Origin of the sequence: Spirosoma rhododendri (genome assembly GCF_012849055.1) — a bacterium.
Classification (GTDB): domain Bacteria; phylum Bacteroidota; class Bacteroidia; order Cytophagales; family Spirosomataceae; genus Spirosoma; species Spirosoma rhododendri.
Genome location: NZ_CP051677.1, coordinates 1,864,362 through 1,887,353 on the forward strand (window position 1 = coordinate 1,864,362; position 22,992 = coordinate 1,887,353).

General features: G+C 52.4%; 20 protein-coding genes. 12 read left to right on the top strand and 8 right to left on the bottom strand.

Annotated elements, in window-relative coordinates:
• Positions 1-11 precede the first annotated feature (11 nt).
• On the bottom strand, positions 12-950 hold the full coding sequence (locus HH216_RS07700) for a hypothetical protein (RefSeq protein WP_169550274.1): 939 nt from the start codon (positions 948-950) through the stop codon (positions 12-14).
• Positions 951-1,284: 334 nt separating this feature from the next.
• On the opposite strand from HH216_RS07700, the gene HH216_RS07705 reads away from it, so the two are divergent.
• On the top strand, positions 1,285-2,106 hold the full coding sequence (locus HH216_RS07705) for an Fpg/Nei family DNA glycosylase (RefSeq protein WP_169550277.1): 822 nt from the start codon (positions 1,285-1,287) through the stop codon (positions 2,104-2,106).
• Here HH216_RS07705 and HH216_RS07710 read toward each other — a convergent pair.
• Positions 2,101-3,366, bottom strand: coding sequence for a DNA polymerase Y family protein (locus tag HH216_RS07710; RefSeq protein ID WP_169550279.1), 1,266 nt, complete (start codon positions 3,364-3,366; stop codon positions 2,101-2,103). The genes HH216_RS07705 and HH216_RS07710 overlap by 6 nt on opposite strands.
• A 146-nt stretch (positions 3,367-3,512) precedes the next feature.
• Between HH216_RS07710 and HH216_RS07715 the strand changes: the two genes are divergently transcribed.
• Entirely contained in the window at positions 3,513-4,202 is a 690-nt protein-coding gene (locus HH216_RS07715) for a LexA family transcriptional regulator (RefSeq protein WP_169550281.1), read from the top strand.
• 28 nt (positions 4,203-4,230) lie between these two features.
• Here HH216_RS07715 and HH216_RS07720 read toward each other — a convergent pair whose 3' ends face one another.
• Positions 4,231-6,003 carry an ABC transporter ATP-binding protein gene (locus HH216_RS07720; RefSeq protein ID WP_169550283.1) on the bottom strand — a complete coding sequence of 591 codons (1,773 nt, stop codon included), beginning with the start codon at positions 6,001-6,003 and terminating at the stop codon, positions 4,231-4,233.
• 210 nt (positions 6,004-6,213) lie between these two features.
• Here HH216_RS07720 and fusA point away from each other — a divergent pair, with 210 nt between their 5' ends.
• Positions 6,214-8,331 carry an elongation factor G gene (gene fusA / locus HH216_RS07725; protein ID WP_169550284.1) on the top strand — a complete coding sequence of 706 codons (2,118 nt, stop codon included), beginning with the start codon at positions 6,214-6,216 and terminating at the stop codon, positions 8,329-8,331.
• Between the two features lie 115 nt (positions 8,332-8,446).
• Positions 8,447-8,752, top strand: coding sequence for a 30S ribosomal protein S10 (gene rpsJ / locus HH216_RS07730; RefSeq protein WP_077922220.1), 306 nt, complete (start codon positions 8,447-8,449; stop codon positions 8,750-8,752).
• A 93-nt stretch (positions 8,753-8,845) separates the two neighbouring features.
• Here rpsJ and HH216_RS07735 read toward each other — a convergent pair whose 3' ends face one another.
• Positions 8,846-9,388: a hypothetical protein gene (locus HH216_RS07735; protein ID WP_254448726.1), complete on the bottom strand. Its 543-nt coding sequence runs from the start codon at positions 9,386-9,388 to the stop codon at positions 8,846-8,848.
• Positions 9,389-9,646: 258 nt separating this feature from the next.
• On the opposite strand from HH216_RS07735, the gene HH216_RS07740 reads away from it, so the two are divergent.
• Complete coding sequence (locus HH216_RS07740) at positions 9,647-11,278, top strand: leucine-rich repeat domain-containing protein (RefSeq protein ID WP_169550288.1); 1,632 nt, start codon at positions 9,647-9,649, stop codon at positions 11,276-11,278.
• 35 nt (positions 11,279-11,313) lie between these two features.
• Here HH216_RS07740 and prfA read toward each other — a convergent pair whose 3' ends face one another.
• A complete protein-coding gene (prfA, locus tag HH216_RS07745; RefSeq protein ID WP_169550290.1) occupies positions 11,314-12,387 on the bottom strand; it encodes a peptide chain release factor 1 in 1,074 nt (357 codons plus the stop codon).
• 218 nt (positions 12,388-12,605) lie between these two features.
• Between prfA and HH216_RS07750 the strand changes: the two genes are divergently transcribed.
• Positions 12,606-14,435: a hypothetical protein gene (locus HH216_RS07750; RefSeq protein WP_169550292.1), complete on the top strand. Its 1,830-nt coding sequence runs from the start codon at positions 12,606-12,608 to the stop codon at positions 14,433-14,435.
• 241 nt (positions 14,436-14,676) lie between these two features.
• Positions 14,677-15,165, top strand: a complete 489-nt coding sequence (locus HH216_RS07755; protein ID WP_254448727.1) for a hypothetical protein — start codon at positions 14,677-14,679, stop codon at positions 15,163-15,165.
• Here the strand turns inward: HH216_RS07755 and mnmH are convergent.
• Both mnmH and HH216_RS07765 read right to left on the bottom strand, forming a co-directional pair.
• Positions 15,162-16,208: a tRNA 2-selenouridine(34) synthase MnmH gene (gene mnmH / locus HH216_RS07760; RefSeq protein ID WP_169550296.1), complete on the bottom strand. Its 1,047-nt coding sequence runs from the start codon at positions 16,206-16,208 to the stop codon at positions 15,162-15,164. The two genes, HH216_RS07755 and mnmH, sit on opposite strands and share 4 nt — an antisense overlap.
• Positions 16,208-16,921, bottom strand: coding sequence for a pyridoxine 5'-phosphate synthase (locus tag HH216_RS07765; RefSeq protein ID WP_169550298.1), 714 nt, complete (start codon positions 16,919-16,921; stop codon positions 16,208-16,210). The genes mnmH and HH216_RS07765 overlap by 1 nt, the downstream gene beginning before the upstream one ends.
• Positions 16,922-17,100: 179 nt before the next feature.
• Between HH216_RS07765 and HH216_RS07770 the strand changes: the two genes are divergently transcribed.
• From HH216_RS07770 to HH216_RS07785, 4 genes are all read left to right on the top strand, one after another.
• Positions 17,101-17,550 carry a GatB/YqeY domain-containing protein gene (locus HH216_RS07770; RefSeq protein WP_169550300.1) on the top strand — a complete coding sequence of 150 codons (450 nt, stop codon included), beginning with the start codon at positions 17,101-17,103 and terminating at the stop codon, positions 17,548-17,550.
• 102 nt (positions 17,551-17,652) lie between these two features.
• On the top strand, positions 17,653-18,180 hold the full coding sequence (locus HH216_RS07775; RefSeq protein ID WP_169553300.1) for a CvpA family protein: 528 nt from the start codon (positions 17,653-17,655) through the stop codon (positions 18,178-18,180).
• A gap of 59 nt (positions 18,181-18,239) precedes the next feature.
• On the top strand, positions 18,240-19,310 hold the full coding sequence (gene rlmN, locus HH216_RS07780; RefSeq protein ID WP_169550302.1) for a 23S rRNA (adenine(2503)-C(2))-methyltransferase RlmN: 1,071 nt from the start codon (positions 18,240-18,242) through the stop codon (positions 19,308-19,310).
• A gap of 205 nt (positions 19,311-19,515) precedes the next feature.
• A complete protein-coding gene (locus HH216_RS07785) occupies positions 19,516-20,943 on the top strand; it encodes an inorganic phosphate transporter (RefSeq protein ID WP_169550304.1) in 1,428 nt (475 codons plus the stop codon).
• 92 nt (positions 20,944-21,035) lie between these two features.
• On the opposite strand, the gene HH216_RS07790 is transcribed toward HH216_RS07785, so the two are convergent.
• On the bottom strand, positions 21,036-21,839 hold the full coding sequence (locus HH216_RS07790) for a lysophospholipid acyltransferase family protein (RefSeq protein ID WP_169550306.1): 804 nt from the start codon (positions 21,837-21,839) through the stop codon (positions 21,036-21,038).
• Between the two features lie 294 nt (positions 21,840-22,133).
• Here HH216_RS07790 and HH216_RS07795 point away from each other — a divergent pair, with 294 nt between their 5' ends.
• Positions 22,134-22,823, top strand: a complete 690-nt coding sequence (locus tag HH216_RS07795) for a porin family protein (RefSeq protein WP_169550308.1) — start codon at positions 22,134-22,136, stop codon at positions 22,821-22,823.
• The last annotated feature ends 169 nt before the right edge of the window (positions 22,824-22,992 follow it).

The window sequence follows — 22,992 nt, forward strand, 5'->3', positions numbered from 1 at the left end:
ACGGTTGCGACTTACCGGATGGCAAATTCGCCAGCACCGATGCGGAAACCTTCCGAATACAGCTCGATGGTGTATTTGCCCGGCTTGTACGGAATACCACGCGAGTACAGCAGCTCAACGTTCTGGCTGTTGTTGGTGTAGTTTACCGTTTGCTTTGTCGTGTAGATCGTTTCGTTGCCATCCACATTGAAAGTGCCCGAACCGTTAGCCATGTCGGAAACGACAGCGCCGTTGGGGTCCAATACGCGAACGTATACTTCCTTCGCTTCTTCTTTGGTCAGCGGGTTGTCGAGCAGCGTGTAAGTCAGCTTGATCTTGTCCAGCTTTTTCGCCTTGTACGAATCATCTTCTTTCACCTTGCCCCGTGCGTTCACGGCATACACTTTCACGTTCTGCGCCCGCAGTGCCGATGCACGCGTCACTTTCGTGCTCAACTCCTGATTCTGCGTGGCGTAGGTCGTTACTGAATCACGCAATACCTGACGCTGTGTTTTCAGGCCCGTGTTCTCTTCATCCAGCACCTTCACGTTCGACGCCAGCGTTACGTTTTCGCGTTGCAGATTGGCGATAAGCGTGTCTTTCTCAACCAGGAACGCTTCGTACTGCTTAATTTTCTGCTCGTACTTGGCCAGCGAAACGCGGTTGCCACGACGGAGCGACGCTTTGTCCTGCTCCAGCTGGGCCTTTACTTTTTCCAGTTCCGTAACGTCGCCACCGAGTTTTTGTACTTCGGCAATTTTGGCGTCGAGCGCCGTCGAGATCGAATCTAGTTTTACGCGGGTAGTCGACAACTCTTCAACACGTTCCGAAATCGTGACTTCCTGGTTCTCCGATACTTTCTTCTGATCGAAGTACAGATAGCTGGATACACCGGCTAAACCCGTCATGATGATGAGGGCAGCTAGCAAAGCACCATTGGTTTTGGAGCGTTGGGGATTGTTGTTTTCCATACTGGTTTTTCAGTTTAACGGTTTAACATGCACTCGAACTACGTGTAGAGGTAGCTACGTCAGACGAGTAGATACTGGGTTAGTCTAGGCCGGTGCGGCAGGCATAGTTGCCGGTTACAGGCAGTACCGTAACGACACGCGCTTTGGCAATATTGTCCACTATAACCAGAGAAAATAGTGCAATGTTCCTAGTCAATCTGTTGACAGACAATCCGTTCAGCTGCTAATCAAATGTATATTAAACGGTTCTGGGCGTATTAAGGCCACTTTGATAGCCAGAAACTGTCCTGAAACAACGGTTGCAAACAGACGGTTAAAGCGGGTAAAAAAAGACATGCCCGAATTACCCGAAGTCGAGATTAGGCGCCAGTATTTAGAGTCGTCTGCGCTCTATCAACCGATTCAGCACATCGAAGTTGAAGACAGGAAATTACTGACGACCGACTACACTCAGTTGCAGCAGGCGCTGGCTGGCCGGCAGTTTATAGGTACGTATCGGGTGGGTAAGAACCTGTTTGTTTATACCGACGATCCAGCTGTGATTGTGCGGATGCACTTTGGTATGACCGGGGACCTGGAGTATTACCATGCCTCGCTTGACCGCCCTCGCTTCGCCCGGATTGTTTTTGAGTTTACTTCCGGATTCAACCTCGGTTTCCTGTGCCCCCGCAAGTTCGAACGCGTTGGGCTGGTGAGCAATATCGACGCGTTTCTGAAAGCAAAGAAAATCGGGTCCGACGCACTGGCTATCTCGTTGGATGAACTGACACAACGCGTTCGCGCGAAAAAGTCGCCGATCAAGCCCGTGTTGCTCGATCAGCAGGTTGTGGCGGGCGTGGGCAACTGGATTGTCGATGAGGTCTTGTTTCAGGCGTTCATCCATCCCGAGCAGCGGGCACATACGCTCACCGACGAACAGATGGGACAGCTACACCATTCGATTCGTTATGTGCTCGAAACGGCCATTCGGAACGAGGCCACGTATCGAAACTTTCCGCCCAACTTCCTGATTCACGTTCGCGAGTGGGATGATTCGCCGTATGACGACGTAGAAGCGCACAAGTTTTGCCCGCGCTGCCAGACGCGTATCGAGCGGATAACCGTAGGCGGACGGACGACGTTTTTCTGCCCGAAAGAGCAGACACTACCGTTATAAGTCGTTGATGTTGCCAAAGCCGATCACGTCGCGGTACACCGGGTCGTCGCTAAGCTCGTTGGCCCTGATTAGCTTTTCGGTACCGAACTTTGCTTTCAGCTCATGCAACGTTTGCCGCAGTTTGTCTTTACGGCTGGTATCCTCAAACAGGTTAAGCGGCACTTGTTCGGCGGGCACAAAGTGAAACACAACGACGCTCATCGAGCGGATCTGCGTATTGAGCACTAACTGACGCGGGTGCCGCTCCTGAAACGCACTGATTCGCTGCTGAATCAGGTCAAACAGTTCGGGGCCGTCCTGTTTGGGCGGCTGTAGCCTGATCTCGCACTGATAGGCCTGCCCGGAGTGATACCGACACGAAAATGACAGGTCCTGGCAGAAGAAGCCGTGCTTTACCATCCGTCGTTCAAGGGTCAGGCAAAGAGACATCAGCAGTTCATTCAGCTTGTCGGGTGTGTTGCGCTGATCGGTTGAGATCGTCCGCATAGCTGACATGCTTTTATACTGCTCCTGCGTGTCGAGATCGACCTCCCCGCCGAAGTTCAGCCGAATGTGCCATCGCCAGCCAATTACGCTCTGACAGACGGCTTTCAGATGCTCCGGGGCTGCATAGCGGAGATCGATCGGGGTATTGATATTGTGTTTCTGCAAGCGGTCGGCCATGCGCTGCCCGATACCCGGCAAATCGGTCAGCCGAAGCGTACGCAAAATTCCATCGAGCGTGTCGGGCGTAATTAGCGTCAGCCCATCTGGCTTTTGGATGTCAGATGCCAGTTTGGCCAGAAAAGCGTTGAGGGCAATACCGATAGAACAGCGCAAATAGTCACCTACCTTCTCCCGGATAGCCCGCTTGATCGCGTACGCTACCTGCTTCGGATCGGGGTAGGTTAGCTGGTAGTTGGTCAGATCCAGTACGGCCTCGTCGATGCTTTTGGGAAGGACATCATCACAAAACGTGCGCAACACGGCAATCAGCTTGACGTGAAACTCTCGGTATCGCGCCGGATGCGTCTCAACTGGCACAAGATCGGGGCAGATCACCATCGCGTCATCCAGCCGCATACCGGTTTTCACCCCGCGCTGTTTGGCTTCGATGGAAGGTGAGATTACGCATCCCTGCCGACCTGTGTACACGCATACGCCCACCGGCCGCCCACGCAGCCAGAAATTAACCTGTTGCTCGCAGGACGCGAAAAAGCTGTTCATATCCACAAACAGCACAGTCGGGGTCGTATTGGTGTGTAAGCGGTTCCGGTTCATAAAACTAGCAGACAAAAAGCAACGATATACGCGTGTTCTGCACGGATTTATTGTAGATTTGACCAACGTTTGGTGGGCAATATAATATAGTTGTATTATATTATACATGAACTATACTATAGAGCATGAAAAAATGTTTGACTGATATGAGCAAACCGGTGGACATTCAGGATCGTCTGAAGCATATATTCGATGCTTTGGGTATTACTATCTATCAGATTGCGAAAGAGTTAGGAGAGAATCCGTCTAAGTTTTATAATATTCTGAATGGTCGGGCAAAGCCATCATATGATACAATGATGAGTTTGCTGGCCTGTTACCCACAAATCAGCGCCGATTACCTGATCCGTGGTATCATGCCCGTTTTGAACCCGGCTGATTCAAATGCCCGGATAACCAGTGCCGACGACGATACGGTAGAGGTTCCGTTTGTGCCAGTACGGTTCTATGCCAGTTTCGTAGAGAGTTACGCCGACGGTATCAACAGCACCGATATTGAGCCGTTTCGCGTTCGGAAGACGATCACGAAAGGCCACCGGAACTCCGTTGTGATTGAGATTTCGGGTAATAGCATGAGTCCGCAGCTGGCGCACGGTGCGAAAGTACTGGCGGTGCCCGTTAGCGAAAGCGATTGGGAATACCAGTCGGGCGGGGTCTTCGCGGTTATGTACCGTGATTACTTCGTGGTGAAGCGTATCCGTGACAACGAACTCATTACCCGAAAGTACCTGACGCTACATTCCGACAATCCAAACGGCGGTAACGTGACGGTTGCCCTCCAAGACATTCGCGGGCTATGGAAAATCGTTAATATTGTCGAAGCGCCAGTCGAATAGCTTAGGCGGACCGCAAACAAACACTTGTTCAAGCTTCCTGATCTGCCAGACGCAGAGCGTCCTGCTGATGGGCCCACAAATCGCGGAAGATAGCGCTGTGCTGGCGGAGATGTGAGAACGTGCCTTCGTCCACGATTCGGCCCTCGTCCATGATGTACACGTAGTCGAAGAGCGGCAGTAAGTGCAGCCGGTGCAAGGTCGAAACAACGGCTTTGTCGGCAAACTCCCTGAATAGTTCGCGATAGACAGCCAGCTCGGTTTTGGGGTCGACGCTGCTCGTTGGCTCATCCAGTAAGACGATCTGACTACTGCGGGCGGCCAAAATACCGCGCGCCAACGCCAATCGCTGCCGCTGCCCGCCCGACAGGTTCACGCCCTTTTCCTGAATGTTCGTATCCAGCCCGTTTGGTAGCTGCCCGATAACGGTATCAAAGCGGGCGGCACGAACGACCGCGTCGATTGTACGGCTGTCGAAGGGGAGGCCAAGCGTGATATTGTACGTGATCGTATTCTCGAAAATTTCGGGTTCCTGCGGAAACAGCGTAACCGTGTTGGCTATAGCGTTGAGATCGGTAACTGAGTCATCATCGAGCCGCACCTGCACACCGGGTTTGGCCTGATACAAACCGCGCAACAGGGTGAGCAGTGTACTTTTTCCCGACCCGCTGGCCCCGATGAACGCAATGCGCTGACCCCGGCGGAGGGTCAGCGACAGCTCGTCCAGATTTGCGCGTTGGCTATTGGCGGAGTGTGAAAAGCTAAGCCCGCTGATGGCGATAGACTGCCAATTATCAGGCAGGGTTCCGTGATTGGGTTGTTCGTGTTGCGCGTAGGCGTCGCTGATACTACGCGCTGTCTGTACATCGACGTTGTAGCGTACGATCTCCGTGTATTGAAACGCAACATCCTGAAACACGCTCGTGAACTGATTGACGTAACCCAGCAGCGTAACGAGCCCCCCAACCAGAAATACCTGACCGGGTGTGTAATGCTCATACACGTAACCGGCCGCCAGCACAATGTAAATCACCGTGATAAGCAGATGGGCGAAAAACCATTTCCACTCGTTGAGCCGTACCTGCCGCATGAACGGGGGCAATACGTTCGCCACTTTGCCCATCAGGCTCTGCTGGATACGTTCTTCCAGCCGTAGCGTGATTACGGTCATAATATTTGATAAACTATCAAACAGCGTGGACGAGACAACGTGTTCGCCTTCATTGGTCTCGTCCAGCGCCTGCATATACGGCCTGTCGAACCGGCGAATGATCCAGATTGTCAGTGCGCCCAGCCCCACCCCGATCAGGCCGAAGTAAGGCGAGAAATACAGGATAGCGGCAAACGAAAAGATCAGTTTGAGAAAGGCGTGGAGGTAAACGAACCCATCCTGAAAGAAGGTTTTGAGCGCATCGTAGGCTTTTCGGATTCGGTTGATCGTTGCCCCGCTATGGTGATCCTTATGCCAGCCGACCGGGAGGTGAAGGGTTTGATGAAACAGTTCATCCAGGAAGTTGCGGCTCAGATTAAACGCCAGTCGACGTTCCATCACACGAGCGGGCCCGTGAAACGCCCATTCCAGCAGCATCAGGCCCATGTAACCGCCCCCATAGAGATACAGGGTTCGCAGCACGTCCGACCGGTCCTGCTGAAGCTTACCGACAAACCAGCCAAACAGCAGTGGGTTCAGTGAACTGGCGATGTTGGCCAGCATAAACAGGAAATAAACCAGCACATACTGCCGCTTTTCGTGCCGGGCATACGTCCAGGCTGTGCGAAGCAGTGCGATATACGGATTTTGCATGATTCCAAGTCGGTACCGTTTGTACGGGAGCGGCAGACGCTTACTCAGTATGACAGAAAGTGTGCCGAGATGCAACGATATTCTTGGGTGTAACGTTGCTATTATGATTGACTTTCAGTAATTTTGCGTCCTGATTTGCAGGAGGGTGCTCATACTACCCGCCAGTATCTCTTCAGTACCAAGAAATCATAACTTTCTGTATACAAGCTAATGGCTCGCGATTTAAAGTTCACGAGAAACATCGGTATCGCTGCCCACATCGACGCGGGTAAGACGACAACGACCGAACGCATTCTGTACTACGCTGGCGTAAGCCACAAAATTGGCGAAGTACACGATGGTGCTGCTACCATGGACTGGATGGAGCAAGAGCAGGAGCGCGGGATTACGATCACCTCGGCTGCTACTACCGTCGACTGGACCTACCGGGATCAGAAATATCACATCAACATCATCGACACGCCGGGCCACGTTGACTTCACCGTTGAAGTAAACCGCTCGCTGCGCGTTCTTGATGGTCTGGTGTTCCTGTTCAGCGCCGTTGACGGTGTTGAGCCTCAGTCGGAAACCAACTGGCGTCTGGCCAACAACTACAACGTTGCTCGTCTGGGCTTCGTAAATAAAATGGACCGCTCCGGTGCCGATTTCCTGAACGTGTGTAAGCAGGTGAAGGAAATGCTCGGTTCGTACGCTGTGCCCCTTCAGTTGCCAATCGGCGAAGAAGATAACTTCAAAGGCGTTGTTGACCTGGTAAACTTTCGGGGTCTGATCTGGAATGAGTCGGATAAAGGCATGACCTTCGAGGTTGTCCCCATCCCCGACGACATGCTGGATGAAGCAACCGAATGGCGCGAGAAACTCCTTGAAGCTGTTGCCGAATTCGACGACACGCTGATGGAGAAGTATTTCGAAGATCCTGAGTCGATCTCGGAAGACGAAATTCTGGCGGCTCTGCGGCAGGCAACGATCAGCATGAAGATCGTTCCGATGCTTTGCGGTTCGTCGTTCAAAAACAAAGGTGTTCAAACCATGCTCGATTACGTGATGGCCCTTCTGCCATCGCCAATGGACAAGGAGAGCATCAAAGGTACCAACCCTGATACGGGTGCTGAAATCTCGCGGCAACCAAGCGCAAGCGATCCGTTCTCGGCGCTGGCGTTCAAAATTGCCACTGACCCCTACGTTGGTCGTCTGTGCTTCATCCGTTCGTACTCGGGCGTACTGGAGTCAGGTTCGTACGTTCTGAACAACCGGTCGGGTAACAAGGAGCGTATCTCGCGGATTTTCCAGATGCACGCCAACAAGCAAAACCAGATCGAGCGTCTGGAAGCTGGTGACATCGGTGCCGTAGTAGGTTTTAAAGACATCAAGACCGGCGATACGCTGTCTGATGAAAAGAACCCGATCATCCTTGAGTCGATGATTTTCCCAGAGCCCGTTATCGGTTACGCTATCGAGCCGAAGAAAACGGCCGATCAGGACAACTTCTCGAAGGCTATCGGTAAACTGATCGAAGAAGACCCAACGCTGAAAGTTGAGTCGAACGAAGAAACCGGTCAGACCATCATCCGGGGTATGGGTGAACTGCACCTTGAAATCATCATCGACCGTATGCGTCGTGAGTTCAAGGTTGAAGTAAACCAGGGTGCGCCACAGGTAGCTTACAAAGAGAAGCTGACCAAAAACGTTGAGCACCGCGAAGTGTACAAGAAGCAGACGGGTGGTCGCGGTAAATTCGCCGACATCGTGTTTGAACTTGGACCCCGCGATCAGGACGACCAGGGTGTTACGCAGCCCGGTCTGGACTTTGTAAACGGCATCGTTGGTGGTGTAATCCCCCGCGAATTTATCCCCGCCGTTCAGAAGGGCTTCGACGAATCACTGAAAAACGGTCCGCTGGCTGGCTTCCCGCTGGAAAGCATGAAAGTGCGCCTGTTCCACGGTTCGTACCACGACGTTGACTCCGACTCGCTGTCGTTCGAAATGGCTGCTCGTCTGGGCTTCCGCGAAGCTGCCCGTCAGGCTGGTCCGAAGCTGCTGGAGCCGATCATGGCTGTTGAAGTACTGACGCCGGAAGAATACACCGGTCCGATCACGGGTGACCTGAACCGTCGCCGGGGTGTGATGAAGGGTATGGATTCGAAGGCTGGTTCGCAGGTTATCAAGGCTGACGTTCCTCTGTCGGAGCTGTTCGGCTACGTAACCGACCTGCGTACGATGTCGTCGGGTCGTGCTACGGCTAACCTGACCTTCTCGCACTACGAAGTTGTTCCACAGAACATTTCGGACGCGGTAGTTGCCAAAGAAAAAGGTACTGCAAAGGCGTAAGCCTCACCGATATTGGGCAGTAAGTCCGGCTGGACTTACTGCCCATTTTTTGTGTCGTCGGAGTAAATGGTTCTTTCGGCGGTGCTCACTTTAACACATAACGAACCACAACACAATGAGCCAAAAAATCCGGATTAAACTGAAGTCGTTCGACCACATGCTGGTCGACAAGTCGGCCGAGAAGATCGTGAAAGCGGTTAAGTCGACGGGTGCTATCGTTAGCGGCCCCATCCCCCTGCCAACCGACAAGGAGATTTACACCGTACTACGGTCGCCCCACGTCAACAAGAAGGCGCGTGAGCAGTTCCAGCTTTGCACCTACAAGCGGTTGGTCGACATCTACAGCAGCAGCGCGAAAACCGTTGACGCTCTGATGAAACTCGAATTGCCTAGCGGTGTCGACGTCGAAATCAAAGTTTAAGTTCGTATTGCCTTGCGCAATGGAAGCCCTCAGTCTGCCGACTGGGGGCTTTTTGTTTGTCCATCAACGGGCGGTATTCGCTTCCGAAGGTAGCTATTGGGCAGTCGACAAACGCCGAATGGCTGTCAGATGGGAGAAGAGTACGATCGGTACCACGACAGACGGAAGCCATACAAACGGGAAGTATTGAATAGCGATGTTAGGCTGATCGAAAGCAAGTCGCTGAAACGGAGTCGGGGCCGATAGCAATGCCGTTACGACGATGTTAGTCAGCAGACCCAGGCATAGCAGGTTCCAGAATAGGAGCGCCCGCTGGGACAACTGTCTGCGTACAAATGCCAGGTAATAAACCAGCGGAGCCGTCAGACCAGCGAGTATGTCGAAATTGCGGCCCTCGAATGTCATCACTTCCGGGATGGCCTTGCTGATGAAAAGCATGAAGAGTATGATCTCGACATTGATCCGTATGAAGTGCAACACTGTTAACTGGTCCAATCGAAGCGAGTCAATAAACTGACGACCCCGTTTAGTGACGAACAGGCCGATGATGAATAGGAGTGGTGGACCGATAAGCAGCGCCAGCCGTGGCGGGATAGTGTTGGTACGTCGGTAAAAGCCGGTGAATGCGACAACCATTTGTAAAGCAGCCCACGCAGCCAGGACTGCCAATACCGATCGGTTGTAGTTGGTAGCTCTGTAAAAAAGCCAGACCGCAATGGCCGTAGTAAGTATAAACAGGATCGAAATGGATAGAGGTAGGTCTGGAAGCATGGTATATGGAATATCGATTTAGATAAAAATGAATATATGCCAATGGCAGAAGAATTGTACATACATCTCCTGTGGAATCAGTAAGTTAGCAAGTCAAAAAACTACATAGCATTGGTACTATTTATGGGTGTATCATCTACTGGCAAACAAAGTTTATCGCTTTTTCGACATCTTCTGAATGCTCCTTCATTCTGCATAATAGCTGTTTTTGTCAGCAATCTGGTATCGGCACAGACGGCGACCTTATCTGTCAGCAATGCGCTGTCGTGCGAGCAGCAGCAGGCAACGCTGACGGCTAGTAGTTCGTGCGCAGGAAACCCAACATACCAGTTTTCTGGACCGAATGGGTTCAGTATCTCGAACGCGACCGGTGTTGTAAGTGTGTCGGTAAATGGTAACTACACCGTGAGGGTCGACAATGGGGCTGGCTGTTCAGCTAGTGCTAGCGCTGTTTTGAACAGTAGTTTATCGCCCGATTATCTACCGCTTGTAGATTTATACAAAGCTACTGATGGGCCAAACTGGACTAACAAGACGGGATGGCTAACCAACTGTGATCCGTGTAGCGGTTGGTTCGGCATCAGTTGTACCAACGGTCGCGTTACTAGTGTCGACCTCGGGACTTTTCTTTCCGGCAATAAACTCAGAGGAATCGTACCGGCAACTATTGGTAACCTATCCGAACTACAAACGTTGAATCTGGCCTATAATCAGGGTTTAACCAACGTAATGCCAGCTACCGTCAGTCAGTTAACCAAGCTGCAAAATCTGAATCTTGCATACACATATCTGAAGGGGGCTATACTCAATAACATTACTGGTTTGACAGCCCTTCGTACGTTCGATGTAAGCTACGCGCTTTTCTCGGGTACAATACCAGACGCAGTAGGCAATCTGAGACAGCTGACGAACTTTAATTGCAGTTCAAACTTTGGCTTCACCGGTACGATACCAGCTAGCTTAGGCAATCTGACTAATCTGGAAAACCTGAAGCTGGACGCTAATTATCTCACCGGTATCATACCTGCCAGTTTGGGTAACCTCACGAATTTGCTATCGTTGTACCTGTCGAATAATCAATTGACGGGAACGATTCCGGTGGAACTGGGTAATCTAGCGAAGTTACAGACCTTGTATTTGTCTGCCAATCAGTTGACTGGACAGATCCCTGATCAGTTTGGTAACCTGACTCAGATCAGAATTTTGGGGGTTTTCAACAATCAGCTCAGTGGGTCGATACCTGCTAGTCTAAGCGCATTGACACAGGCTAATTCTTTGTACTTCGAGCAAAACCAGCTGACAGGAAGCATTCCTAGTTTCTTTGGTACATTCACTCGTCTAAATACGCTCACGCTAAATAATAATCGGTTTACCGACGGTATACCAGCCTCACTCGGTAGCGTATCAACCCTGCAATACCTACAACTTCAAAACAATAAACTAACCGGTTGTATTCCTGCGGCATTGTCGGCGTTGTGTGGCCGTAATGTTAATATCAGTAACAATATTGGCTTGCCAACTTGGAGTGAATTCTGCAACGGCGGTTACAACGGATTGGTGTCGGTGGCTAACGGAAACTGGCAGGACCCGGCGACATGGTCGTGCGGACGGGTACCGGCGATAACCGATATTGCTACGCTCCGGCATACCGTAACGGTTTCGGCCGGTAGTGTTACTCAGACGCGAAAAATCTGGTACGATGGTGCGGCCAAACTCATTTACGAGGGTGGAGGAGCGACCCGAATTGGTCAATAAATACGAAAGCCGGACATTACTGTCCGGCTTTCGTGTTAGGCGGTAGCCCCTTCTTTCAATCGTTCGGCGTTTTCAGTGATGCGAAGCTGTTCGATAAATTCGCTGATGCCACCGTCCATAACGGCGGGTAGGTTATAGACCGTCAGGCCGATGCGATGGTCAGTGACGCGGCTTTGTGGGTAGTTGTACGTCCTGATTTTATCGGAACGGTCGCCACTGCCGACCATTGTTTTGCGCTGTGAGGCAATGGCGTCGTTGTGCTTCTGCAACTCGATCTCGTACAGCCGCGACCGCAGTACGGTCAGTGCTTTGTCAAAGTTTTTGAGCTGCGACCGTTCATCCTGACACTGTACAACCAGACCCGTTGGGATGTGCGTCAAACGAACGGCGGAGTAGGTCGTGTTGACCGACTGACCACCCGCACCCGACGAACAGAAGGTGTCTTTGCGGATGTCGTTCATGTTCAGTTCGACGTCGACTTCTTCGGCTTCTGGCAGTACGGCTACACTGGCGGCTGAGGTATGAATACGGCCCTGCGTTTCGGTGGCCGGTACGCGCTGCACGCGGTGTACGCCTGACTCGAATTTGAGCTTGCCGTACACATCTTCGCCTTCAACTTCGGTGATAATCTCTTTGTAACCGCCCGATGTTCCTTCGGTATAATCGACCAGCGACATACGCCAGCCCATCTTCTCGCAGAACCGCTGATACATCCGGAACAGGTCGCCCGCGAAGATGGCGGCTTCATCGCCACCGGTGCCGCCCCGAATTTCAAGAATTACGTTTTTACTGTCGTTGGGGTCTTTCGGAATGAGCATCTCTTTGAGGACCTCTTCCATTGGCTCCCGGCGGGGCAGCAATTCGTCGAGTTCGGCTTTGGCCAACTCACGGAAATCTTCGTCCTTTTCCGTTGCAATAATCTGCTTCGCGTTATCGATCTCAGTCAGTAGCTGCTTGTAGGCCTGGTACTGGTTGACAATTTTTTCGAGATCCTTATATTCCTTGCTCAGCTTCATGAAGCGTTTCTGGTCGGAGACAACCTCCGGCTGAACGATTTGCTGGGCAACTTCGTCGAAGCGTTCACGAATAGCTTCTAACTGGTCGAACATGCTGTATGATGAAAAATCTGCCGCTCAATTAGACAGATGATGGATACCATTGATTAGACAAAAATACGAAAAATAGGGCAGTTACTGGAAGTGGATGACAGCAACGCCGATGAACATAGCCTATGTAAATCTATAGATATAGTATCTTTAATATGTTATTTATATCATGTTTTTATTTTCGCTATATTATTGGCCTTGAAAACAATTTATCCTGCTTTATGCAAAACAAATACGCTATCTATTTTATCGCATCAGTCATTGCCACAGGTGCGCATCCGCTCGTATCACACGGCCAGCAAACACCCCCGGCAAAGCCGGTAGGTAGCACGGTCGTACGTTTGTCAGAGTTTATAATACCGCCACAGCCGATTGCACTGATTGATATGCGACTGATGCCAGACGGGCAGGTCCAGTACCAGACCATGATGCCGATTGCGGGGCGGGTTGCGACTGTTGACGACGCGGCTAAACAACGGGGAACTGGTGCTCTACCAGCCGGCGTATGCCTGTACACCGCTACAGTAGACCGACAGGGGCAGCCCGGCGTAGTAACATCGTCGGTTGTTGGTCAGCGGGATAGACGGATAAAAATAGCCGAGGGTATGCCCTTGGAATGGGCCGTGTGGAATATAAATAGCAAAGATGGTCCATCACGCCTGCCCTACGGCGGTGGTTATGAACGTATGCCCGAACCAGCTTTACCAGCCAGTAGTGTGAAAGTTTCCTTTGCCGCTAGCGGCAAAGGATTCAACTATGCGACGTATAGCTTGTATCCTGTCTATAATAAGTTGACTCGTTCGTTTGATTCCACCAGCTTTCAGTATAGAAATCAGCGTGAAGAACTGACCCTCCTTCGCCAGGAAAATATGGCGAAATTGATTCGGTACATTCCTGTAGAGGGCGACACAAGACGAAGCGCAGGACGTGTAATTCAACTGGCACCGAATCGGTTTGAGGGCGTTGCTACGCACTATGTTGAAGACGATAAGAATGCTTCTCTACGAGCGGTAAGCTTTCTGACGTTCGATGAGGCTGGTAATCTGCTTACCGATCAGCGGGTGAATTTTCAATACAACCGGAAGTTACTTTATCGAGTGCCTGTCTACGATCCGTCGGGTAAGGTTGTTGGAACGTTTAACGTATTCGACAGTGGGGGTGGCAAGAAAGAAACCCGCGATCCGCAGGATAATCGATTCGCGGTGGTAGTAACCGATGAAAAAGGAGCTATCTGGAAGCAATTTGATTGGACTAATGGTGAGGGTAGCCAACTGGCCGTTATGCCGATATATATGTCACGGCGTGGTAATGAATTACTCGCTTACATCAATAATCAGCAGAAGCTGTTGAAGCCAGTAGAAGAAAACTGGCTGTTTGATGCTACGGGGAAAGCTGCGTTGCTGAATAGCATGCCTTATTCGGCACTGTTAGAGAAATCAACCATAGTTGGAATGATAAACAGTGGCAATCGTGTGGGTTGGTACAATCACACACCGACTCAATTTGTCGATGCTTTTACGGATGCTAACGGAGATGTATGGGTACTGAAGCAACGAGAGACAGAGGGCCCCATCGTCGAAACGACTACAGCCGCATCACCTGTGCCAGGCCCTGCAAAAGGAATAATCGGTTTTGCTAATAAGCTCAACGCGATAGCTGGTCAAGCGTCGCCTTCTTTACCGAATAATCAGGTTGTAACCGAAATAGGCACGAACTACGGCGATTTATTCGCGATGCAGTTTGACAAGGACATGAAACTCAAGCATCAGACAGTCATAGCGATGTCGCCGTCATCGGAACAGGTCCGTTTCAAACGTATCAATCGGGCTGCCGGGGTGGATTATGTGTTTGCTAACAGTGTCAACACACACCTGCGCTTTCGTAATGGAGAGTTGACTGTTGAACAACTGATGCCCGTAGATGGTATTCGCCCCGGTGCAGTAGAAGTTGATAATTTTGTTGTTGATGAAGCGGCTGGCAAAGTGTATGTTCTCAGTATGCAGCCGAAGAAGCTGGTAGAAGGGAAGCTGTCAGTTTATTCGCTGGACTAGATTAGCTACAGTATATAATATTTGCATGGTCACTCTTCCTGGTATTTTCTGCCCACGGAAGGGTGACTTACTTTTGCGGTGTGCAACCAACCCCATGAACGATGCGTTTTGTTCGTGAGCATACACTGTTGTTATGTACCTCCACAGCCAAATACTTAGTCTTATTTTAATCACACTTGTTGCTGCCTGCACGCCCGATCGGGTGAAATACACGCCTGAGTTGAAGCAGCAAATGTCTGATATGAAGATCAAACGCGTGACGAACGCGGATCTGGTTGAAACGGTCGATGAACTGGGCGGTAAAGTAACGGCAGTCGTGCAGAAAGAACTGGCCGACAGCCTGGCAAAAGCAGTGGCGCAAGTGCGCAAGCAGCAGCTTTGCCAGTTGCAGAACCTACCCCGGCTCAACGCCATCAGCAAGAAATACGGCATGACGGTTCGGTTGCTTGGTCCGGCCGATGTGCAAAACAAAACGCTCGATCCGAAGGAACGCGAAATTCTCGATGCGTATCTATACAATGCCGAGCAGAAGCAGCCGCAGATCGCCAACATCCAGAAGATAAGCGACACAACCTATATCTACAACGCGGCCGTGCCAACGGAAAACGCCATTTGTCAGACCTGCTTCGGCACCGAGAAAACGCCGTTAGCGGTATGGCGACTGTCGATCAACAAGCGCGACGTTGTGCTGCGGATGAACGCATCGGTAAAGAAGAAGCCAGCCAATTAAGCTGGTACAACAGACGACTGCTGATCGGCCCATTCGATGAGCTGCGTGGCCGTTTGCGTTGGAGCGTCTGTCGAAATCGGTATCGTACTGATTGTGGCCGGGTCGCGCTGCGACAGTCCGTGTAAATAGGCTTTGTCGTAATAATCGAGCGTGAGGTCGGCAACGGTCGCGTAGTCGAAGCGGGCGAGCGCATCAAGCGCATCCTGCGTTACTTTGCCGCCCAGCCGACGCCGGATTCGCTCGGTTGCATCAACGAGCAGTGCGTGATCGATACCCGTGTATTCCTGCACGAGCCGCTGAATTCGCACTGACTTCGGCACATCGACAAAGGCGACGGGAGCGGCTCGCATCTGCTGCCAGAGCGGCATCGGGATAAAGCACGAGCCTACGTTGCGGCTTTCATCCTCGAGCCAGATACGACGGTTCGCATCCAGATTGCGCCAATCCTGAAAAATCAGGTTTTCAAATTGCTCCGTGGCGGGTTGCGGCTTCTGCCCGATAGCCCCATACGACGAACCTTTGTGGTGCGCCAGCCCTTCCAGATCGATCACCTGCTCGCCCTGCCGCGCCAGTTCGTGCAGAATATCGGTTTTGCCGCTGCCCGTTTTGCCGCCCAAGATGATGAGTTGGCGGGGTTGCGCGAAAGCATCCAATACGGCATTACGGTACGCCTTGTAACCCCCCACGAGCGTCGATACGGTCAGGCCAGCGGTGTCGAGCAGCCACGCAAACGAACCGCTCCGCATACCGCCCCGCCAGCAATGTACAAGCACCTCTTTCTGCTGCGGATTCAACCGGCGCGACTGCTTCACGAAGTCAGCCAGCTTGGGGCCGACCATGCCCAGCCCCAGCAGTACCGCCGAGTCTTTTCCCGCCTGCTTGTACTTCGTGCCGACCAGCGCGCGCTCGTCGTTGTCGAATAGGGGAATGCTGACAGCGCCTGGAATGTGGGCGTGCTCAAACTCCCCCGGCGATCGAACGTCGATCACCGGTAACGCCTGAGCCTGCGCCAAAAAGGTGTCGATGCTGAGTTTTTTTACCATCAGGCCAGTTCGCGGAGATAAAGTTGAATTGTGTTTTCGAGGCCCAAATACAGCGCGTCGCTGATGAGCGCGTGACCGATGGATACTTCGTCGAGGCCCGGCACCTGTTCGTTGAAGAAACGCAGATTCTCCAGACTCAGGTCGTGCCCGGCGTTCAGGCCCAGCCCCAGCTCGTGCGCCCGCTGCGCAGCCCGGACAAACGGAGCCACAGCCGCGTCGCGGTCGTCCGGGTAGCCGGTGGCGTAGGGTTCGGTGTATAGCTCGATGCGGTCGGTACCCACGGCTTTTGCTCCTTCGACCATTCGCTCGTCGGCATCCACGAAAATCGACACGCGGATACCGTCGGCCTTAAACGTATCGATCAGCTTCCGTAGGTGGTCGGCGTGGCGGATAGTGTCCCAGCCGGCGTTGGACGTAATGGCGTCGGGTGCGTCGGGAACGAGCGTTACCTGCGCAGGTTTTACACGTTTTACCAGTTCGATAAACCGGTCGTCGGGATTACCCTCGATGTTAAATTCCGTAGTCAGCACCGGGCTAAGGTCCAGCACATCCTGGTAGCGGATGTGCCGCTCGTCGGGGCGGGGGTGAACCGTGATACCCTGTGCGCCGAAGCGTTCGCAATCGAGCGCGACTTTTACCAGATCGGGGTTATTGCCGCCACGAGCGTTGCGGATCGTAGCAATCTTATTGATATTAACAGACAGACGGGTCATCGGTGCCTAAAGAGCGAAAGAGTGAATGAGTGAAAGAGCGATTCTTACAAAAGGCCCTGCCTGTTTTGTAACTTTGCGGAAATAATGAAGGTTCAGAATGAAGGAGCGCATTTGTTGGTAGCCGCTTCAACGCGGCTGTAAATCGCTCTTTCACTCATTCACTCTTTCGCTCTTTAACAATGTCTCTCAAACAACAAATCGACGCCGATATTAAGCAGGCCATGCTGGCTAAAGATCAGGACAAGTTGCGCGCACTGCGGGCCGTAAAATCCATGATTCTGCTTGAAGAAACTAAAGAAGGCCAATCTGGCGACCTGAAACCAGAAGACGAAACCCGGATTCTAACCAAAGCCGTGAAGCAGCGGAAAGATTCGGCCGACATCTACCGGCAGCAAAACCGCGCCGACCTGCTCAGCGTGGAAGAAGCCGAAATCGCGGTGATCGAGCAGTACCTGCCCAAGCAACTGTCGGAAGACGAGCTGAAGGCCAAATTACAGGCCATTATCACCCGCGTCGGTGCGTCGGCCCCGTCGGATATGGGTAAGGTGATGGGCGCTGCCACGAAAGAGCTGGCCGGTCAGGCCGATGGTAAGGCGATCTCTGCGGCCGTAAAAAGTCTTTTAAATTAAAGAGCGAAAGAATGAAAGAGTGAAAGAGCGAATGCGCTGGAAGTCACTCTTTCGCTCTTTCGCTCTTTCACTCTTTGACAGTTGACAACGCTCGACCTACTAATGCTGATTCCCCTCGCGTGGGGTGTGTTCAACGGCTATCGGAAAGGGTTGCTGGTGGAGGTCGTGGCCGTTATTGCGTTTATCGTGGCCATGATTGTCGGGTTCAAGTTTCTGGCGTTTGGTATCGAACTACTCAGCCCGTATATCAGCCGTGAAATGGCCCGGCGACTGCTGCCGTGGCTGGGTTTCTCCGTCATCTTCTTTCCTACCGTGTATATGGTCAATCAGATGGGCTTTGCGCTGCGTCGGTCGATCAAGTTTTCGGTACTGGGCACGTTCGACAGCGTAGCCGGGGCCGCAGTTGGCTTCTTTACGTGGCTGTTTGGAATTAGTGTGATCCTCTGGCTGTTAAGCTATATGAACGTAAAACTTCCGCCCCGCCACGTCGACGGTGCGTTGCTTTACCCGTACGTCCGGCCAATTGCCCCCCTCGTCATGGAACGGGCCGCCGTATGGGTACCAAAGGGCCTCGACGCCGGGAAAAAGTGGAAGGCAGAAAATATAAAGAGCGAAAGAGCAGAAGAGTGAAAGAGCGATTATCCAGCGCAATCACTCTTTCGCTCTCTCACTCTTTCGCTCTTTAACACATGAAACAGGATATTCGCAAGCAAACCGTACCGCAACTGACTGACTGGCTTAAGCAGCATGGCGAGCAGGGATTTCGGGCCAAACAGATTCACGAGTGGCTCTGGAAAAAGTCAGCGCAGTCGTTTGAGCAGATGAGCAATCTGTCGGTGCAGACGCGCGCGCTGCTAGCTGAGCATTTCGAGATTCGGTCCCTGTCGGTGCATCAGGAGCAGCGCAGCAACGACGGTACGATCAAATCGTCGTTTCAGCTGTACGATGGAAATCTGGTTGAGGGTGTGTTGATACCGGCGCTGCGCCACGACGACCAGGATCGCATGACCGCCTGCGTGTCGAGTCAGGTAGGATGCTCGCTGACGTGTAAGTTCTGCGCTACGGGCTACATGGACCGCAAGCGAAACCTCGATGCCGCCGAGATCTACGATCAGGTAGTAGCGATCGATCGACAGGCCAAACAGAATTACGACGTGCCGCTGTCGAACATCGTATATATGGGCATGGGCGAGCCACTGCTCAACTACAAAAACGTGCTGGAATCCGTCGACCGGATTACCTCGCCGACGGGGCTGGGCATGTCGCCGAAGCGAATTACGGTGTCGACGGCGGGTATTGCCAAGATGATCCGGCAGCTGGGTGATGATCAGGTGAAATTCAATCTGGCCCTGTCGCTGCACGCAGCCAACGACACCAAGCGCGACACCATTATGCCCATCAACGAAAGCAATACGCTGGAAGCATTGGGCGACGCGCTGAGTTATTTCTACCAGAAAACCGGCACCCGCATCACGTTCGAGTACATCCTGTTCTACAATTTCAACGACACGCTACAGGACGCGCAGGAACTGTGGCGGTTTACGAAGCGCGTACCGGCGAAGGTGAACATCATCGAATACAACCCGATCGCCGAAGCCAATTTCAAAAGTACGGACCCCCAGACGCTCGATAAATTCGCCGGTTATCTGGATAGTAAGGGTGTGATTGTAAACGTTCGCCGGAGCCGGGGTAAGGATATCGACGCGGCCTGTGGTCAACTGGCAGGTAAAGAGAAGGGCACCGTAAAACAGACTGTCTGAGCTGGTCGCTCTAACGCGCCGGGTGCCTTTACCGAATCGACGGATCAATAAAACGTTACGTGCCTTTGCTGTAAGTACAAGAGCCGTAACACATTGCGTCAGTACTTAATATTGGGGTAATATCGCTCTCCTTCGTTTGCCGTACTTTTGCGGCATCTAAGCCGACGAATTCGTTGTTGGCTGTTACACGAAGCTCACCCACCCAATGTTTGGATTAGAAACGGACGTTTTTATCCTCCTCTTCATCAGTCTTTTTGCTGCCTGCGCGTTTGAATTCGTCAACGGGTTTCACGACACGGCCAACGCTGTAGCCACCGTTATTTACACTAATTCGCTGAAGCCAACCGTGGCCGTCGTCTGGTCGGGTATCTGCAACTTTGCCGGGGTACTGCTGGGCGGTATCGGCGTCGCGATGGGTATTGTCAACCTGCTGCCCGTCGAACTGCTGGTCGATCAGAACGTATATCACAGCGTTGCAATGGTCATGGCCCTGCTGCTTAGCGCCATTATCTGGAACGTCGGTACGTGGTACTTTGGCCTGCCTAGTTCCAGCTCACACACACTCATCGGTTCTATTTTGGGCGTCGGCCTAGCGTTCTCGACCATGCCGGAAAATACGGAAGGCGGTTCAGCTGTCAACTGGGAGAAAGCCATCGAAACGGGTGAGGCATTACTGCTGTCGCCCCTGCTGGGTTTCAGCCTAGTTATTGTGCTGATGTTTCTGATCCGCAAGATCGTACCGGAAGAAACGAAAGATCAGCTGTTCAAAGAGCCGAAGAAAAACACCCCGCCACCGTCCTGGATTCGGGGTATTCTGGTTGCTACCTGTTCGCTGGTTAGCTTCTTCCACGGCAGCAACGACGGTCAGAAGGGTGTGGGCCTGATTATGCTGATTCTGATCGGTATCGTACCGTTTCAATTCGCCGTCAATCCCAACATTGATCCCAAACTGCTGCAAAGCAATATCACCGGTATCGAACAGACAATTGCCGCACTGAACCCTGCTCAGCTATCGTCGGTAAACCGGGAAAGGCTGGCGGAGACGAAGCAGGAGCTGGCTAATCTGAGAACACTCGTTGCCAGTTCACAAACGACCAACAACCAGATTTCGAAGGAAAAACGGCTCAACGTTCGGCGCGATCTGTTGCTGATCAACAGCCACATGAGCAAGATCTCGGTTGATGAGGGCGCCAATCTAAGCCCGAATCAGATGAAAATGCTGCGCGACAGTCTGGGCGAAGAAAAGGGCATTCGTCGCTTTACTGACTACGCTCCTTTGTGGGTAATCTTTATGGTGGCGCTGTCGCTGGGTCTGGGTACGATGATCGGCTGGCGCCGGATCGTAGTGACGGTGGGCGAGAAAATTGGTAAGCAGCACCTGACCTACGCACAGGGCGCATCTGCCGAGCTGGTCGCTGCGCTGATGATCGCGCTGTCGTCGTGGCGGCACCTGCCCGTCAGTACTACCCACATCCTGTCGTCGGGTATTGCGGGTAGTATGGTTGCTAACAAGGGTGTTAAAAACCTGCAATTCGGTACCGTCCGCAACATTGCCCTCGCCTGGGTCCTGACGCTCCCCGTCTCGATCCTGCTCTCCTTCACCCTCTACACTGTCTTCCGTTGGCTGATCTAAAGGGTTTACGGTTTTCAGTATACGGTTTACGGTGAAAATTCGGTACAGCCGGTGGCCGTAAACCGTACACTGAAAACCGTAAACCTCTCCTTTCACTTGACCCACTCCGGCGTGTCTTGCTCGATGGCGTGGCGGACTTTAGCAACGATGTCATCGACGGTGTCGTCGGGGCTGATTTGTAATGGAGCTTTAAAACGCACTGTCAGCAGTGTGTTTCTTTTTTTTAAGCGTAGTCCTTTTTTGTCGAACGCCCGGCGGAATCCATTGATTACGACCGGAATCACGATTGGGTCGAGGTTTTTGACCAGGTGTCCCGTGCCCTTGCGAACGGGGGCATACGACTTGGTTGTCCCCTGCGGAAAACTCACGACCCAGCCGTGTTGAAGTGCCGTGGCAATCTTGTCATTGGCCGACGTATCGACTTCCCGCTTTACATCACGTCCATCGGCCCGCCATGACCGTTCGATGGTTAGTGCCCCGGCCTGCCCCAGAATACGCGGCAGTAAGCCCTGATTCATTGTCTCGGCAGCAGCTACATAGTATTGCCGGGCGCGTGGCCCCAACAGGTACATGGGCGGCAGCAGCGTGTTTTTGAACCCCCATTTTACCGCGCAGAAAATCTGAAAAAAGGCGATCACATCAGCGAAATAGGTCTGGTGATTCGATAAAAACAGGACGTTGTTGATCGGCAGATTTTCCAGATGCTCCGTTCCTTCGATCTGAATCCGGTTGACGACCGTGTAGCGCCCATACGTAACCCAACCGACTATACCGATAATCATCCGGCGCAGTAGTAGCGAGTTGCCGAACGGATCGCGCTCAAACAAACCCAGCACATCAAGTGGCATCAGGAAGCGAGGTAGGAAGCTGAATTTCGTCGGCTTGATGTAGTGCATAGACCGGTCAGTGTCGGAGTTACCTAGTAAAGATAAAAAAGTGGGCAATGTTTTCGGGAAAAAGTCCAAAGCCCGAACTGACAAATAAACAGGATGCCCTGTCAGTATGCAACCAACCGCCTGGTTGCGGGGTAACAGGGCGCAATGGAACAGGCATAAAAAAAGTTTTTCCGCCCCATTAATCTTTCCGCAGGTACTGCTGTCAAACCGGCAGATTACACAAAAACGCAGAAGGCCTATCGGTGACACTTTACACAATCAGTTTCCATTCACTACACTTTTTTACGTATTACCATGAAACGAATTGTGCTTGCTGGTCTCGCTGCGTTGGGTGTGTTTATTGGATCGTCGGCTTCTGCACAGGTGCAGGTCGGCGTCCGGGGCGGTGCCAACTGGGGCTTCACCTCGAACCCCGGCTATCTGGGCGCGCTGACGTCGTCGTTTCACCCCTCGCCCGGCCCAACGGGAGCCGTTTTCCTCGATATTCCGCTGAGTGATGTTGTCTCGTTCCGGCCGGAAGTAGCGTACGTTCAGAAAGGCTTTCTGGTTAAGCAGGGGATGGAACTGAATCTGGGCGGCTTTGCCCTGCCGATTGGTGCCCGCATCGCCTACCAGTCGCAATACCTTGAAGTGCCGCTGCTGCTGAAAGTAAATCTGACGCAGGGAGCTGTGCAGCCTTATTTCATCGCCGGTCCGTCGGTGGGCTACGCACTGGATGGCCGCGTCAGAACCCGCGCCACGGCCCTGATTACAACCCGCCCCATCGACGTCGATGTTAATTACGGCGGTGCCCTGAATCGGTGGGATATCGGCGCGACGGGCGGACTGGGGCTGGCGATGGACGCCGGGGCCGGTAAACTCTTTATCGAAGGACGCTACACCTACGGTTTCAACCGCCAGATTCAGGTGCCGGTTGTCAACGTAAACATTCGTAACCAGGGCGTCGCTCTATCCGTTGGCTACTCCTTTCCGATTGGCTATTAATTTGCTTGTTCCTCCATTCATCCCATTCATCCACTACACGCTTTTTGTTGAATCAACCTAATCGGACAAGGCGGTACTAACTAAGTGCCGCCTTTCTTTTTTGCGTGATAAATAAGTTAAAATTGGTCGAAAGTGCGGTAAACGTGAACGTGTGCCAGTGCGTTTTTGT